Below are 15366 nucleotides of genomic sequence, written 5' to 3'. Positions count from 1 at the left end.
AACCCATGGCCGATGTCACGCTACGGCAAGTGAAGAAATCATACGGCAATCTCAACATTCTCCACGGCATCGACCTCGACATAAAGTCGGGCGAGTTCATCGTCTTCGTCGGCCCTTCGGGCTGTGGCAAGTCGACCTTGCTGCGGTCGATCGCCGGGCTTGAGGAAATCACCTCCGGCGAGCTCAAGATCGACGGCGAGGTGGTGAACGACGTGCCACCGTCGAAGCGCGGCATCGCCATGGTGTTCCAGTCCTATGCGCTCTATCCGCACATGACCGTCTACGACAACATGGCGTTCTCGATGAAAATCGGCAAGGAGAGCAAGGGCGAGATCGACAAGCGGGTGCGCCAGGCGGCGGAAATCCTGCAGCTGACCAAATATCTCGACCGCCTGCCCAAGGCGATGTCGGGCGGCCAGCGCCAGCGCGTCGCCATCGGCCGTGCCATCGTGCGCAACCCGAAGGTTTTCCTGTTTGACGAGCCGCTGTCGAACCTCGACGCGGCACTGCGCGTCGCCACCCGCATCGAGATCGCCAAGCTCAAGGAATCGATGCCTGCTACAACTATGATCTACGTCACCCACGACCAGGTCGAGGCGATGACGCTGGCCGACCGCATCGTCGTGCTCAAGGAGGGCCATATCGAGCAGGTCGGCACGCCGATGGAGCTCTACAAGAGACCCGGCAATCTGTTCGTCGCCCAGTTCATCGGTTCGCCGGCCATGAACATCCTGCCGGCGACGATCGACAAATCAGGCAACCCGACCATCGTCAGCCATGTCGGCGGCCGCAAGGCGACGGTGCCGATCGCCACGCCGGCCTCGGCGACGGGCGCTTCCGTGAGCTTCGGGGTGCGGCCGGAGGATCTGACGATCGCCACTGGTGCGGATTATCTTTTCGAGGGAACGGTGGACTATGTCGAGCAGCTCGGCGAGGTCCAACTCGTCTATGTCGACATCGGCCGCGCCGATCTGCCGCTGGTGACCAAGCTGCCCGGCAATGTCGAGGTCAAGCGGGGTGCTGCGCTGCGGTTGAATGCCGATGCCGGGGACCTGCATATTTTCGATGCCGACGGACATTCATTCACGCTCCACAAAGCGGAAGCAAAGGCAGCCTGAGAGCGGCAGCCGAACTGCTGGATGTTTGGTGACGCAAAAACGAGAGCGGCGGGCAAAGCCCGCCGCTCTTGTGCGTTCCGGTCGCTGTTAGAGCAATTCCAGGAAAAGTGTGAAACGGTTTTCCCGAGGAAAGCGCATTGCGCTTTCCCTAGCGAATTGCGCAAAAACAAAGAAATAGAGCGGTTCGGCGTTTCCGTGAAACGATGACCGCTCTAGCGGCCGAACAGGTTCCGGTCGGCGCCCTGCGGGGCGGACTTCTCTACGTCGCCCGACGCGTTGAGCAGCTTGTAGACCGGCGAGCCGGTATTGCGTACTGAAGACGTCTGCGTGTTGTCGACGTTGATGGTCGCCTGCTTGTTGATATCGGTTCCGCCAACGTTGTCGTTGCGGGCATAGGCGCTGCCGGCAGCAATCAAAAGCGCGGCGGTGGTAAGAACGATCTTCTTCATTTTCAAAACTCCTGGATTTCTTGATTCCACCAGCGCGGCGGGCAAATGCCGCCGCTGCTGTTGGAACGGACTGTTAGTTATTGCCGAACAGGTTACGGTCGCTGCCGTTGACGGGTTTCTCGTCAGCCGGAACCGGATTCTGCGCCGAAGCCGAATTCCGAATCGAAGCCGTGTACGAGTTGCTGTCGACCGCAGCGGCCGGCTGGTTGGCGGCGTTGGACCCATAATGGTCGCTGCCGGCAAAGGCGCTGCCGGTGATGGCCAGAACGGCGACGGCAGTAAGAGCAATCTTTTTCATTTTTAGCACTCCAGTATCTTAGTCTTCCGTCCGTCTAGCGGCGTGTCTTGGGAGGAATTCGCGTCGTTCGGACAGCCCCGATGTGGGAAGGCCATTCGGCGGATTCCAATCACGAAGTTGTTCCGTGTGGACCAAGAATCTACACCTTGAAATTGTACCAGAGACATCCACAGCAATGGTTTTGTGGGCGGTTTTTCAATGACTTATGCCAAATGTGCCATTCGACGATTTGACGGATTGGCCGACCTGCGTTCACCGCGTGCTGTACGCATTGTCAACAGAAACGAACCGTTCGGTTCGATTTTAGAGGCGGCTAATAGTCTCTCCGCCGCGGGGCGGATTCGATGTCACGCCAGCCGACAATGGCCGCCGACAAAGTAAGGTTTCAGCCCTGCAATTATAACCTGTACGTTTCGCCGGCCGTGTCGCGCCGCATGGATACGATGTCGCTTTCATGCCGACAGTCAGCCGGCCAGCATGATTAGATCACGCCATCTCAGGTGCCGCTTGGTGACGACGAAGCGGAGAATTGGGAAGCCGGTCAGAACCCGGCGCTGCCCCCGCAACGGTGGTGGAGTTCAAGTCGCAACGGGAGACCACTGGGCCACAAGCCTGGGAAGGTGTCGCGATGAGTCCGCAAGGACACTCCAGAGCCCGGAAACCAGCCCGAGATTTCTAGACTCGACTGATCGCGGTGGGCGATCAAGAGGTGGATTATGCATGTCCGGCGCTGTCGCCAGCCTGCAAGCGGTCCTCCCTCCATCACCACCAGTTCAGTCCTTACACGAGGACAGGACATGGACGCGCGCAACGACATGCTGAGGCTCTTGCACGGCCGCAGGCAAGGCTATTCGCTCGAGCAGCCCTTCTACACCGATCCAGATTTCTTCAAGCTCGACATGGAGCTGATCTGGTATCGCGACTGGCTGTTCATCGGTCACGATTGCGAGTTGCCGAAACCTGGCAGCTACATCACCGCCCAGATCGGCGATTATCCGCTCGTGCTGGTCCGCGACCAGCAAGGCAAGATCAATGCCTTCCACAATTCCTGCCGGCATCGCGGCAGCCGTGTCTGCAATGCCGACAAGGGCACTGCGGCGAAGCTGGTCTGCCCCTATCACCAGTGGACCTACGAGTTGGACGGCCGGCTCTTGTTTGCTCGCCAGATGGCAGACGGCTTCGACAAGAGCCAGTTCGGCCTGAAGCCGGTGGCTTGCGAAAGCGTTGGCGGCTACATCTTCATCTGCCTGGCCAACGAGCCGGCGGACTTCGCGCCGATGCGCACCATGATCGAGCCTTACCTCCTGCCGCACCGGCTGCGCGAGGCAAAGGTCGCCTTCGAATCGACCATCGTCGAGAAGGGCAACTGGAAGCTCGTCTGGGAGAACAACCGCGAGTGCTACCATTGCGCCGGCAACCATCCCGAACTGTGCAAGACATTCCCGGAAGCGCCGACCGTGACCGGCGTGCAGGGCGCCGACAGCGATCCGGAGATGCTCGCGCACTGGGCGAAATGCGAGGCCGCGGGCTTGCCGAGTAAGTTCCGTATCGATCCGGCCGGGCAGTATCGCGCCACCCGCGCGCCGCTGCTGCGCGACGCCGTCAGCTATACGATGACGGGCAGACGCGCGGTGAAGAAGAACCTTTCCGAGAGCGTTTCCACCGACCGTATCGGCGCGCTGCTGCTCTATCACTATCCGACGAGCTGGAACCATATCCTCGGCGATCATGCGGTCACCTTCCGCGTGCTGCCGATCAGTGCTACGGAAACGGCCGTCACCACCAAATGGCTTGTCCATAGGGACGCGGTCGAAGGCGTCGACTACGACCTCGCCGAGCTTACCCATGTCTGGACCGAGACCAACGACCAGGACCGTCGCATCGTCGAGGAAAACGCCTTCGGCATCCTGTCGCCGGCCTATGAGCCCGGCCCCTATTCGGAACTGCATGAGGGCGGCGTCATCCAGTTCGTCGAATGGTACGCCACCTTCATCGGGCCGCGCCTTGCCGAGGCCGGGCGGCCGGCGCTGCGCAGCGTCGCCTGAACGAGGTCAAGGGGATGAATGCGATGACGGACCTTGGCCTCTACCGCCATCTCGACGAGATGGCGCCCTGGAACGATAGGCTCCAGGTGCTGGAAGTGATCGGCGTCAGCGACGAGGCGCCTGACGTGAAGACCTTCACCTTCCGCTCCGACAACCAGACCTGGTTCCGTTACAGACCAGGGCAGTTCGTGACGCTGGAACTGCCGACCACCGAGGGCCCGCTGATGCGGACCTATACGCTGTCGTCCTCGCCGTCGCGGCCGTTCTCGATCGCGGTGACGGTGAAAGCGCAGGCCGGCAGCCTCGGCACGCGCTGGATGTTCGACAATCTGAAACCCGGCGTTCATGTGAAGGCCTATGGGCCGGCGGGCGACTTTTCGCTGCACAGCCATCCCGCGGCCAGGTATCTGTTCATTTCGGCCGGCTCCGGCGTGACGCCGATGATGTCGATGCTGCGCTGGCTGAACGACTGCGCGCCATGGACAGACGTCGGCTTCGTCAACTGCGCGCGAAAGCCCGAGGAGATCATCTTCCGCAAGGAGCTCGAGCTGCTCGGCAGCCGCATGCCGGGCCTGACGCTCGGCTTCATGATCGAGGAGCGGTCCAGCCGTGAGGGCTGGTTCGGCCATATGGGCCGGATCGACGCGATAAGGCTGCCGCTGCTGGCGCCCGATTTTCGCGAGCGCGAAATTTTCTGCTGCGGCCCCGACCCGTTCATGCGCGCCGTGCGGCAGATGCTGGAGGCGGCCGGCTTCGACATGGCCAACTATCATCAGGAAAGCTTTGCGGCCCCAGGGGTGGAGGAAATACCGGCCCCGTTCGGTTCGCCGGCAGGAGGTGGGCCGGCAGAGGGCGGGATCGAGGTACCTGCCGACGCCGCAACGCCGATCCGCTTTTCGCTTTCGGATGTCGATGCCGACTGCGTTGCCGGCCAAACCGTGCTGCAGACGGCGCGCGCTTCGGGCGTGCGCATCCCGGCGGCCTGCGAGTTCGGCCTGTGCGGAACCTGCAAGGTGAAAAAGGTCTCGGGGACAGTCGAGATGAGCCACAATGGCGGCATCCTCGATCACGAGATCGACGATGGCTTCATCCTTGCCTGCTGTTCGAAGCCGCTGACGGCGATCGAGATCGACGCCTGACCGGCGGGGAGCTTAAACCCCGTAGCGCTCGGTGCGGATGAGGCTTGCCGGAACGCCGGCATCGATCAGCGCCTGGGCGGCAGCCGACACAAACGCATTCGAGCCGCAGACAAAGGCGAACCTTGGCGGCGCGGGCAGCCGCAGCATCGATTGCTCCATCATCGCGACATCGAGCCGCCGCGAATAGTCCGCCGGGCGCCGGGCGGACTCGCGGGTCAGCGCCAACACCAGATCGAAACCGTCCCGGCGATCGTGGAGGTCGATCAGCTCGTCGCGAAAGATCACCTCGTCCCAGACCCGTGCGGAAAATACCAGTGCCACGAGCACCGTCGATTTGCGCGCGGCGCGATGGCGGATCATCGCCATCAGCGGCACCACGCCGGACCCGCCGCCGACCAGCAGAAGCGGGCCGCCGTCGCTGTCGGACCAGACGAAGTGGCCGCCGAGCGGTCCGCGCAGTTCGACCTCGTCGCCAACCGCCGCGATATCGTGGAAGAAGGGTGAGACCTCGCCGTCATCGAGCCTTTCGATCGCCAGTTCGATCGTCTCGCCGGCTTCCGGCGCCGAGGCGATGGAGTAGGAGCGGCGCGCCTGATAGCCGTCCGGCGCCGTCAGCCTGACATCGACATGCTGCCCGGCACGATAGGCAAAGGGCCGCGACGGCTCGAGGAAAAAGCTGGTAACGCGCGGCGTGCGCTTCTCGATGCGGCTGATGGTCACCGTCTGCCAGGGCGACTGCGCCGCCGGCCGGTCGCTCATGGATCGCTCGTATAGCGCTGCTCGCGCCACGGGTCGCCATAGATGTGATAGCCGCGCAGTTCCCAGAAGCCCGGCTCGTCGCGCTCGGTGAACTGCAGCCCGTTCAGCCATTTGGCCGATTTCCAGAAATAGAGATGCGGAACCAGCAGCCGGGCTGGGCCGCCATGGTCCGGCGTGATCGGCTTGCCTTCGTAAAGCAGCGCCACCATCGCCTTGCCGGCGGTGAGATCCTGCGTCGGCACGTTGGTGGTATAGCCGTCGAAGGACAGCGCCAGTGTGAAGGCCGTCGGTGGCTCGATGCCGGCATCCGCCAGAATATCGTCGACCAGCACACCTTGCCACGCCGTGTCGAACTTGGTCCACGCGGTGACACAATGGATGTCGCGCGTCATCTTGGCCAAAGGCAGCGCGTTGAACTCTGTCCAGTTCCACGTCTTGATCGGCCGCGGTCCGTGCTTGAGCGTGAACGACCAGTCCTCGGTGCGCACGCGCGGCGTCGGCCCGGCCGACAGCACCGGAAACCCTTGCTCGAGATACTGCCCCGGCGGGATACGGGCATCCGCATCCGTCGGGGGCTTTCGTCCTGAAGAGAAGCCGCGGGTGATCATCGAGACAATCCGTTTGCATCAGGCCGCCTGTCGGCCTTCACTAGTCTTCTCGAAGATGCTCTGGCGGGCAACCAGATTCTTGGCCGAACCTGCGACCAAGCTTGCTCTCAGCCTCGCGGGACTGCCAACTTCCGCAGCGGCGCCGGCCTGGATGCCGGAAGCCGACGCCGCCCTGTCAGGATCGACGCTGTCCACCAGCGCGCCGCGCTAGTTGGGCGTCAGGTTCATCGCCTGTCGCACATCCGGCGTGACGTCCATCGGACCGAAGCCGATCGCAGAAGCACGAAGGCCCTGCTGTGCGGATGGCGAAGATTTAATTTAATGGGTCGGTGTCGTCAGCTCGCTGCATTCGAACCTCTGATGAGGGGAATGGCGCCACCTGAAACAAAAAACCGCGTCGCGGCGGGTCGGTGGCGCGATTCAGCGCCATGCAGAAATTGATAGCATAGTTGCCGGCACAAAACAAGAACAAAATTGCTGACGGGATCACGAGCCCGCATTTCTTCCCGGCTCCGTCCTTCCGGCCATCGAAGGCTCCTATGCGCCGTCTGCCCGCCTGAGATAACCGGTGGCGATCTCGCGCATCCGTTTGGCGTCGAAGCTTGGTCCATGCCCGCCATGGCCGATGCTGACAGGCAGATCGAGCAGCCGCTGCATGGTTCGGCGATAGGCTGATCGGTCGGAATCCGGCAGGTCGTCGATCAGCATGGCGTCGTAGATGGCGTCGCCGGCGAAGAACAGGCCGTCGGCCTCATCGAACAGCGCAATCGAATCGGGCGAATGGCCGGGCAGATGCAGCACGCGGAATTGCCGGTCGCCAAGGTCGACCAGATCGCCCTCGTCAAGCGTCCGCGTCAGCGGTGCCGGCGGGATTCTGTATTCGGCCGCTTTCCAGCCGGGCGCCGGCAGCTTCGAGACGGCGCCGTCGAGATCATGAAACATGTGGGCGTAGGTGACGGCGTCGTCCATGCTGTCGAATTGCGCGGCACTCATCCTCGGTCCCGCCCGCAGCGGGAATTCGTGCAGCGAACCGACATGGTCGAGGTGGATATGGGTGGCGACGACGAGCAGCGGCTTGCCATCAGGCGTGTCGATCTGTGGCGCCAGCGGGCAAATCCCCATGCCGGTGTCGACAAGCAGGTCGACGTCGCGGCCGCGCAGATGCCAGATGTTGGCGCGCACGAAATCATGCACGAACGGCTCGGTCAGCATCGTCGTATCGGCGTCGACGACGGTCTTGCTGAACCAGTCAAGCATCTAGGAGAAATCCGGCATCACGAGATTTCCGGCATCCGAGGCGAGCTGGCATCAGACGAACGGCTTTCCGACCTTGTACTTTTCGGGGACCAGCCGCTTCAGATAGGCCATTCCTGCGTCGGAGAGCCGGTTGACATCCGGCAGCATGAAATCGTCGGGCATGTGACGGGTTTTGCCGGCGACGTTTTTCAGCGGCACCTTGTTAAGCACGGTTTTCTCGCCGTCATATTGCAGTGCCACCGAGCCGCCTCCCTCTTCCGCCACCTTGACGGCGAAAGCGCCGGCATCGAAGGCTTCCTGCGCATCGACGGCATTGATGGCGCCGACATAGCCGCGCGGCATGTAGCCTAGCGCATCGACGCGCGCCCGCTTGCCCGGCAATCCTTCGGCCAGCGCGCGCTCGAGGGCGGCCGGCAGGTCGCTGCCCGACAGCTTGACATTGCCATGCGCATCGCGCTCCAGTTTGTCCGGCGGCACAAGGCTTTCGACCAGCGCCTTGCCGTCGGCGGTGCTGACGCCTTCGGAGACTGCGACGATGCAGCGCTTGTGGCGATCGAGCGTGGCGCGCACGTCGTCGATGAAGGCTGAAGCCGAGAACGGACGCTCCGGCACATAGACGAGATGCGGGCCGCTGTCGCGATCAAGCTGCCATGCGGCGGCGGCGGCGGTGAGGAAGCCGGCGTGCCGGCCCATGACGATGCCGACATAGATGCCCGGCAGGGCACGGAAATCGAGGTCGACCGAGAGAAAAGCGCCGGCGACGAACTCGGCTGCCGAAATGAAGCCCGGCGTGTGGTCGTTCTCCTCGAGATCGTTGTCGATGGTTTTCGGCGCATGGACAAAAGCCATCTTGCCGCCGGCTGCGTCGGTCAGAATCTGCTGCGTGCCGGACGTGTCGTTGCCGCCGATGTAGATGAAGGCATCGGCGCCCGCCTTCTTCAGGCCGTTGAGGATGATCTCGCAATAGGCCTCGTCCGGCTTGTCGCGGGTCGAGCCAAGCGCGGCGCTCGGCGTCGCCGCAATCAGCCGCAGCCGGTCCTCGGCAATCGCCGAAAGATCGACATAGTTGCCGTCGCGGATGCCGCGCACGCCATGGATCGAGCCCAAAACCTTGGCGCCGGGATGCCGCCTGCGAATCTCGAGTGTGGCGCCCACCACCGTCTGGTTGATGACGGCGGTCGGGCCGCCGCCTTGCGCGATGACAAAAGTTCCGGACATGCTTCACGTCTCCCGAGCAGTGGCTTTGCAAGGCACATTCGCCTGTCTTGCGAGATCGCGCAACGGGAGAGTCGAGCGGCCGCGCCAGCCGCATCGTTTACAGACGATGACCGGGAGGGTCAGACGACGACGACCGGGTTCTTCCTGGAGACGCGGCTGTAGAGGTCGATGATGTCCTGATTGATCAGGCGAACGCAACCCGACGACATCGCCTGGCCGATGCTCCACCATTCGGGCGAACCGTGGATGCGGTAGCCGGTGTCCTGGCCGTTCTGGTAGATGTACAGCGCACGCGCGCCGAGCGGGTTGTCGAGGCCGCCGGGCTGCCCGGCCTGCCATTTCACCAGTTCCGGCTTGCGGGCGATCATCTCGGCCGGCGGCCTCCAGGTCGGCCATTCCTTGCCGTACTGGATGTTGGCGCGGCCGGACCAGCGGAAGCCTTCCTTGCCGATGCCGACGCCGTAACGGATCGCGTCACCGCCGGGCTGCACCAGATAGAGCAGCCGCTCCTGCGAATGGACGACGATGGTGCCGGGCTGCTCGCCGGTCGGGTCGACGACGATCTGGCGGCGGAACTCCGGCTTAACCTTGAGGTAGGGCACTTCCGGCAGCGTGAAGCCGCCGTCGGTGACGGAGGCATACATCACACCAGGGCTGGTGATGTTCTTGTCGACGCTGATGCTCGGGCGGATAGGGGTGATCGCGCCGGTGGTGACGCCGTCGAGTTGCAGCGCCGACAGGTCGAGCGTCTGGCTGCAGCCGGTGACGCCGAGCAGCGCCAGCGCACCGGCGCCGGACAACACTGCGCGGCGGGAAAGCTGGATTTCGGAAATTTCGATTTCGTCGCCATCGTGCGGCGGCGTCAGACCTTGCGGCAACTCACGCATCTACCCAAACCCTACGCTGTCGGCGGGAAACACGGTCCGGCCGGATAGAGTGCATTTTCACCAATCATGGTTGAAAAAGCGTGAAGAACCGCTGCCTGATGTTAACCAGGGACATTTTCGATTTTTGCCCCTTTACATCTTTGCGAGCCCAAGGATTTATCCTCTTCTTTGAGCTCAAGGAGACGATCATGTCCTTCGAAAACTGGGCCGCCTTTGCCGCCGCCTCGACGATCCTTCTTGTCATTCCCGGCCCGACCATCCTTCTGGTCGTGTCCTATGCGCTCGGCCAGGGCTGGCGCACGGCGCTGCCGATGGCGGTTGGCGTGGCATTTGGCGATTTTACCGCGATGACGCTGTCAATGCTGGGCATCGGCGCGCTGCTGGCGGCGTCGGCCACCGTGTTCACGGTGCTGAAGGTGGTCGGCGCCGGTTATTTGATCTATCTCGGCATAAAGCTGTTTCGCGCCGGCGGCACGCTCAAGGCGGAGCCGCGCCTGGACGCGGTGGCCTCGGCCAAGATGATGGCGCATGCCTGGCTGGTCACCGCGCTCAATCCGAAAAGCATCACCTTCTTCGTCGCCTTCCTGCCGCAGTTCCTCGACCGGCACGCCGATTTCTGGACGCAGATGCTGATCTTCGAAACGACCTTCCTGGTGCTCGCCTTCGCCAATGCCTTCGGCTACGCGCTGATCGCGGCAAGGGCGCGCAACGTCGTGCGTAATCCCCGGGCGATCCGCATCTTCAACCGCACCGGCGGCACGCTGCTGGTCGGCGCCGGTATCGCCACGGTGGCGATACGCTCGGGCAATTGAGGACATGACGTGGCAGTCAGGGATGCATTCGGGCTGACATTTTCTGGCGCGACTGAGGCCGGGTTCTCGTCCTACAGCCAGGCTGTGCGCGAACTGCAATGCTTCATCGGCGATCCGGTCGGCTCGGTCGATCGCGCCATCGCCGAGGATCCCGGCTTCGTCATGGCGCATGTGTTCAAGGGCTATCTCTTCGGCCTCGCCACCGAGCGCGAGGCGGCAGCCGTGGCCAGGACATGCCACGAGGCGGCACTGCCGCTTGCCGCCACGCCGCGCGAGCAGGCGCATGTCGCAGCACTTGGCCATCTTGCCGCAGGACGCTGGCATGAAGCCGCTCGTCTGCTCGAGGATATCGTCATCGAGTTTCCGCTCGACGCGCTGGCGCTGCAGACCGGGCACCAGATCGATTTCTTCACCGGCAATGCCCGCATGCTGCGCGACCGCATCGGCCGCGCGCTGCCGTCGTGGCAAAGCGGCATGCCAGGCTACCACGCCAAACTCGGCATGCAGGCGTTCGGACTGGAGGAAATGGGCGACTATGCGCGCGCCGAAAAGCTTGGCCGCATGGCAGTCGACATCGAGCCACGTGACGGCTGGGCACAGCACGCCGTCGCCCACGTCATGGAAATGCAGAGCCGGCAAAAGGACGGCATCGCTTGGATGCGCGCCAACCCCGAAGCGTGGACGCGGGAAAGCTTCCTGCAAGTGCACAATTGGTGGCATCTGGCGCTGTTCCATTACGATCTCGGCGAGACCGACGAGGTGCTGGCGCTCTATGACGGGCCGATCTATGGCGAGCGCTCGACGCTGGCGCTCAACATGGTCGATGCCTCGGCGATCCTGTGGCGACTGCATCTCGGTGGCGTCGCTGTCGGCGGCCGCTGGGCGGCGCTCGCCGCCAACTGGGCCAAGGCCAGCGCCGGCAATTATGCCTTCAACGATGCCCACGCGATAATGGCCTTCGTAGGCGCCGGCCAAGAAGCGCCTGTTCGCGCCTTACTCGAGGCGCAGCGCGAAGCCATGCGCGGCCACGACGACAACGCCGCCTTTACCCGGGATGTCGGCTATCCCCTGACGCTCGCCATTAAGGCGTTCGGCGACGGCACCTACACCGAGACGGTCCGCCTGATCCGGCCGATCCGGGCGATCGCCCACCGCTTCGGCGGCAGTCATGCGCAACGCGACGTCGTCGACCTGACGCTGATCGAGGCGGCGCTACGGTCGGGCGACCATGCGTTGGCAAGGGCACTCGCCGCGGAACGCGCGCTAGCGCGGCCCGACAGCCCGCTCTCGGCGCTGCTTTCGCGGCGCGCCACCGATTTGTCGGAGAATTGACCGGAGGCGGATCTTGTCTTAAAAACTGCCAGTCAGATTTTTTCGAGATCCGAAAAAATTAACGGCATTGGGAGGACACCATGTATCTCGGCCTCGATCTGGGCACGTCGGGCGTCAAGGCGCTGTTGATCGATGCCGGGCAGAGCATCATCGGCTCCGGCCACGCGTCACTCGACGTGTCGCGGCCGCACCCCGGCTGGTCGGAGCAGAACCCCGCCGACTGGATCCGCGCCTGCGAGGAAGCGATCACCGAGCTCAAGGGTTCTCATCCAGAACAGCTCGCCGCCGTCAAAGGGATCGGCCTGTCCGGCCAGATGCATGGCGCTACATTGCTCGATGCCGGCGACCAGGTGCTGCGCCCCTGCATCCTGTGGAACGACACGCGCAGCCATGCCGAGGCGGCCAAGCTCGACACCGACCCGCGCTTTCGCAAGCTGACCGGCAACATCGTCTTTCCCGGTTTCACCGCGCCAAAGCTGGTCTGGGTGAAAAACAACGAGCCGGATGTTTTCGCCAAGGTGACAAAGGTCCTGCTGCCGAAGGATTTCCTGCGGCTCTGGCTCACCGGCGAACATATTTCGGAGATGTCGGACTCGGCCGGCACGTCCTGGCTCGATGTCGGCAAGCGAGGCTGGTCATCCGACCTGCTTTCCGCCACGTCGCTCGACGAGAAGCAGATGCCGTCACTGGTCGAAGGCACCGAGAAGGCCGGCGCGTTGCGCAGCGAACTGGCCTCGAAATGGGGAATGCAGGCGGCCATCCCGATCGCCGGCGGCGCCGGCGACAATGCGGCGTCGGCTTGCGGCATGGGCACGGTCGCCGCCGGCCAGGCTTTTGTCTCGCTTGGCACGTCAGGCGTGCTGTTTGCCGCCAATGCGTCCTATCTGCCCAACCCGGAAAGCGCGGTGCACACATTCTGCCACGCGCTGCCCTACACCTGGCACCAGATGGGCGTCATCCTGTCGGCAACCGATTCGCTCAACTGGCTGTCGGAGATATCAGGCAAAGGCGCCGGCGAGCTGACCACCGAGCTTGGCGATACGCTGAAGGCGCCGACCGGCGTGTCCTTCCTGCCCTATCTCTCCGGCGAGCGCACGCCGCACAATGATTCGGCCATTCGCGGCTCGTTTACCGGGCTTGCGCATGAATCGAGCCGCGCCGTGTTGACCCAGGCCGTGCTGGAGGGCGTGGCTTTCGCCTTCCGTGACAGTCTCGAAGCCCTGGCCAAGGCCGGCACGACGCTGACGCGGGTGACGGCGATCGGCGGCGGCTCGCGCTCGCACTACTGGCTGAAGGCAATCGCCACCGCGCTCGGCCTGCCCGTCGACATTCCCGCCGACGGCGATTTCGGCGCCGCCTTCGGTGCAGCGAGGCTTGGCCTGATCGCGGCGAGGGGTGCCGATCCGCTCAGAGTGTGCACGGCGCCGGCCACCGATGCCACCATCGAACCGGTCGCCGCGCTAAGCAACGCCTATGCTGATGCCTATCAGCGCTACCGCTTGCTTTACCCAGCTATCAAGGCGGCCACGGCGTGAGTGGTTTCACACCTCCGCTGCGGCCCGAGTCACTGTGCCGGAACTTTGTCGAGAAAGCCGGTGACGCTTTTCAGGCGGCCATTGTCGATGACGCCGATGTCGGTGCCTTCGATGACGGAATCAGCGCCTTCCGGCCCGAGATTCCACGAGAAGCGGATCGTGTCGCCAAACCCGTCCGGCTTCCCCTTCAGCGAAAACCGGAAGCCGGCAAAACGCTGCTGGACGCCGTCGATCAGTGCGGCGACGCCGTCATGGCCGTCGCCCTGCATGATCGGATCGCGGTAGCTGACGTCCTCGGTGAAGGCCGCCTTGAGCAAGGCTTGCCGGCGCGCGGCGTCGCTCTCGTTCCAGGCGGCGATGTAGTTTTCGGCGATCGTGTTGATGTCGGTCATGGTCTGTCTCCGTTGTTGAGTGGCTTTGACATGACCCTTTTCATCCAGCGCCAGCGCGAAACCAATTACGCCTGAGGTAATCAGGACGGAACCTGCGAGAGGACAGACAGACATGACCAGCGGCTTTTTCGGCGACATCCAGAAGATCAAATATGAGGGGCCGGATTCGACCAATCCGCTGGGCTACCGGTTCTACAATCCCGAGGAGGTTGTCGCCGGCAGGCGGCTGGAAGACCATTTGCGCTTTGCCGTCGCCTACTGGCATTCCTTCGCCTGGCCGGGCGGCGATCCGTTCGGCGGCCAGACCTTCGAGCGGCCGTGGTTCGCCGAGGCCGGTGTCACCGACACGATGGAACTGGCCAAGCTCAAGGCCGATGTCGCCTTCGACATGTTTTCGCTGCTGGGTGTTCCCCATTTCTGCTTCCACGATGCCGATGTGCGGCCGGAGGGAAAAGACTTTTCTGAAAGTGCCGCGCGGCTCGACGAGATATCAGATTATTTTGCAACAAAGATGAAGCAGACCGGCGTCAAGCTGCTCTGGGGCACGGCCAACCTGTTCTCCAATCGCCGCTTCATGGCGGGAGCCGCCACCAATCCCGACCCGGACGTCTTTGCCTATGCGGCAGCGACGGTGAAGCACTGCATCGATGTCACCAAGCGGCTGAAGGGCGAGAACTATGTGCTGTGGGGCGGCCGTGAGGGCTATGAGACGCTGCTCAACACCGACCTTGCCCGCGAGCAGGAACAGGCCGGCCGTTTCCTCAGCCTGGTCGTCGACTACAAGCACCGGATCGGCTTCAAGGGCACCATCCTGATCGAGCCGAAGCCGCAGGAGCCGACCAAGCACCAGTACGACTATGACGTCGCCACCGTTTACGGCTTCCTCAAACGCTTCGGGCTGGAGAAGGAGGTCAAGCTCAACATCGAGCAGGGCCACGCGATCCTGGCCGGCCATTCTTTCGAGCATGAATTGGCACTGGCCAATGCGCTCGGCATTTTCGGCTCGATCGACATGAACCGCAACGACTACCAGTCGGGCTGGGACACCGACCAGTTCCCCAACAATGTGCCGGAGATGGCGCTGGCCTACTATCAGGTCCTGCAGGCCGGCGGCTTCAAGTCCGGCGGCACCAATTTCGACGCCAAGCTTAGGCGACAGTCGCTCGATCCGCAGGATCTGCTGATTGGCCATATCGGCGGCATGGATTGCTGCGCACGCGGCCTCAAGGCCGCCGCGCGCATGGTCGGGGACAAGGCGCTGTCGGCCCCGCTGGCCGAGCGCTATGCCGGCTGGAACTCGGCCGAGGCCAAGGCGATGCTTGCCGGCAAGCGGACGCTGGAGGAGATCACCGAGCGCGTCGTCAAGAAGAAGATCGAGCCGCAGCCGAGATCCGGCCGCCAGGAACTGCTCGAGAATATCGTCAACCGGTACGTCTGAGGTGCCGCACCGGCGGGTCTCTTGACCGACCCGCCGGCCAGGAACAGCTTTGCGCGAGGGCGGAACCGACGACAAGGTT

The 15366-nt window shown here is 63.4% G+C and carries 15 protein-coding genes and 1 riboswitch; of the genes, 7 read left to right on the top strand and 8 right to left on the bottom strand.

Annotation, left to right across the window (positions count from 1 at the left end):
- Positions 1-5 precede the first annotated feature (5 nt).
- Positions 6-1118: an ABC transporter ATP-binding protein gene (locus tag NMG70_RS09015; RefSeq protein WP_254024176.1), complete on the top strand. Its 1113-nt coding sequence runs from the start codon at positions 6-8 to the stop codon at positions 1116-1118.
- A 212-nt stretch (positions 1119-1330) separates the two neighbouring features.
- Here the strand turns inward: NMG70_RS09015 and NMG70_RS09010 are convergent, their stop codons facing one another.
- Together NMG70_RS09010 and NMG70_RS09005 are read right to left on the bottom strand one after the other, a co-directional pair.
- A complete protein-coding gene (locus NMG70_RS09010) occupies positions 1331-1567 on the bottom strand; it encodes a DUF680 domain-containing protein (RefSeq protein ID WP_254024175.1) in 237 nt (78 codons plus the stop codon).
- 73 nt (positions 1568-1640) lie between these two features.
- Positions 1641-1865 (bottom strand): DUF680 domain-containing protein, encoded by a 225-nt coding sequence (locus tag NMG70_RS09005; RefSeq protein ID WP_254024174.1) that lies wholly within the window; start codon positions 1863-1865, stop codon positions 1641-1643.
- Positions 1866-2346: 481 nt separating this feature from the next.
- A riboswitch (cobalamin riboswitch) is annotated at positions 2347-2549 on the top strand.
- A gap of 113 nt (positions 2550-2662) precedes the next feature.
- On the opposite strand from NMG70_RS09005, the gene NMG70_RS09000 reads away from it, so the two are divergent.
- Entirely contained in the window at positions 2663-3910 is a 1248-nt protein-coding gene (locus NMG70_RS09000; RefSeq protein ID WP_254024173.1) for an aromatic ring-hydroxylating oxygenase subunit alpha, read from the top strand.
- Between the two features lie 23 nt (positions 3911-3933).
- Positions 3934-5049, top strand: a complete 1116-nt coding sequence (locus tag NMG70_RS08995; RefSeq protein WP_254024172.1) for an FAD-binding oxidoreductase — start codon at positions 3934-3936, stop codon at positions 5047-5049.
- Between the two features lie 12 nt (positions 5050-5061).
- On the opposite strand, the gene NMG70_RS08990 is transcribed toward NMG70_RS08995, so the two are convergent.
- From NMG70_RS08990 to NMG70_RS08970, 5 genes are all read right to left on the bottom strand, one after another.
- Positions 5062-5808, bottom strand: coding sequence for an FAD-binding oxidoreductase (locus NMG70_RS08990; protein WP_254024171.1), 747 nt, complete (start codon positions 5806-5808; stop codon positions 5062-5064).
- Entirely contained in the window at positions 5805-6416 is a 612-nt protein-coding gene (locus tag NMG70_RS08985) for a molybdopterin-dependent oxidoreductase (protein WP_254024170.1), read from the bottom strand. The genes NMG70_RS08990 and NMG70_RS08985 overlap by 4 nt, the downstream gene beginning before the upstream one ends.
- A gap of 537 nt (positions 6417-6953) precedes the next feature.
- The gene (locus NMG70_RS08980; RefSeq protein WP_254024169.1) at positions 6954-7673 is read right to left on the bottom strand and encodes an MBL fold metallo-hydrolase; all 720 of its coding nucleotides are present in this window, start codon (positions 7671-7673) and stop codon (positions 6954-6956) included.
- Positions 7674-7724: 51 nt separating this feature from the next.
- Positions 7725-8891 (bottom strand): diphosphate--fructose-6-phosphate 1-phosphotransferase, encoded by a 1167-nt coding sequence (locus tag NMG70_RS08975; protein ID WP_254024168.1) that lies wholly within the window; start codon positions 8889-8891, stop codon positions 7725-7727.
- Positions 8892-9010: 119 nt separating this feature from the next.
- Positions 9011-9778 (bottom strand): L,D-transpeptidase, encoded by a 768-nt coding sequence (locus tag NMG70_RS08970; RefSeq protein WP_254024167.1) that lies wholly within the window; start codon positions 9776-9778, stop codon positions 9011-9013.
- A gap of 188 nt (positions 9779-9966) precedes the next feature.
- On the opposite strand from NMG70_RS08970, the gene NMG70_RS08965 reads away from it, so the two are divergent.
- From NMG70_RS08965 to xylB, 3 genes are all read left to right on the top strand, one after another.
- The gene (locus NMG70_RS08965) at positions 9967-10590 is read left to right on the top strand and encodes a LysE family translocator (RefSeq protein WP_254024166.1); all 624 of its coding nucleotides are present in this window, start codon (positions 9967-9969) and stop codon (positions 10588-10590) included.
- A gap of 9 nt (positions 10591-10599) precedes the next feature.
- Positions 10600-11922, top strand: coding sequence for a tetratricopeptide repeat protein (locus NMG70_RS08960; RefSeq protein ID WP_254024165.1), 1323 nt, complete (start codon positions 10600-10602; stop codon positions 11920-11922).
- Between the two features lie 80 nt (positions 11923-12002).
- Positions 12003-13457 (top strand): xylulokinase, encoded by a 1455-nt coding sequence (gene xylB / locus NMG70_RS08955; protein ID WP_254024164.1) that lies wholly within the window; start codon positions 12003-12005, stop codon positions 13455-13457.
- A gap of 29 nt (positions 13458-13486) precedes the next feature.
- On the opposite strand, the gene NMG70_RS08950 is transcribed toward xylB, so the two are convergent.
- Entirely contained in the window at positions 13487-13849 is a 363-nt protein-coding gene (locus tag NMG70_RS08950; protein ID WP_254024163.1) for a nuclear transport factor 2 family protein, read from the bottom strand.
- A gap of 112 nt (positions 13850-13961) precedes the next feature.
- Between NMG70_RS08950 and xylA the strand changes: the two genes are divergently transcribed.
- On the top strand, positions 13962-15287 hold the full coding sequence (gene xylA / locus NMG70_RS08945) for a xylose isomerase (RefSeq protein WP_254024162.1): 1326 nt from the start codon (positions 13962-13964) through the stop codon (positions 15285-15287).
- Positions 15288-15366: the final 79 nt, after the last annotated feature.

Source organism: Mesorhizobium ventifaucium (genome assembly GCF_935822925.1).
GTDB lineage: Bacteria > Pseudomonadota > Alphaproteobacteria > Rhizobiales > Rhizobiaceae > Mesorhizobium > Mesorhizobium ventifaucium.
This window is presented reverse-complemented; position numbering and strand designations above follow the sequence as displayed.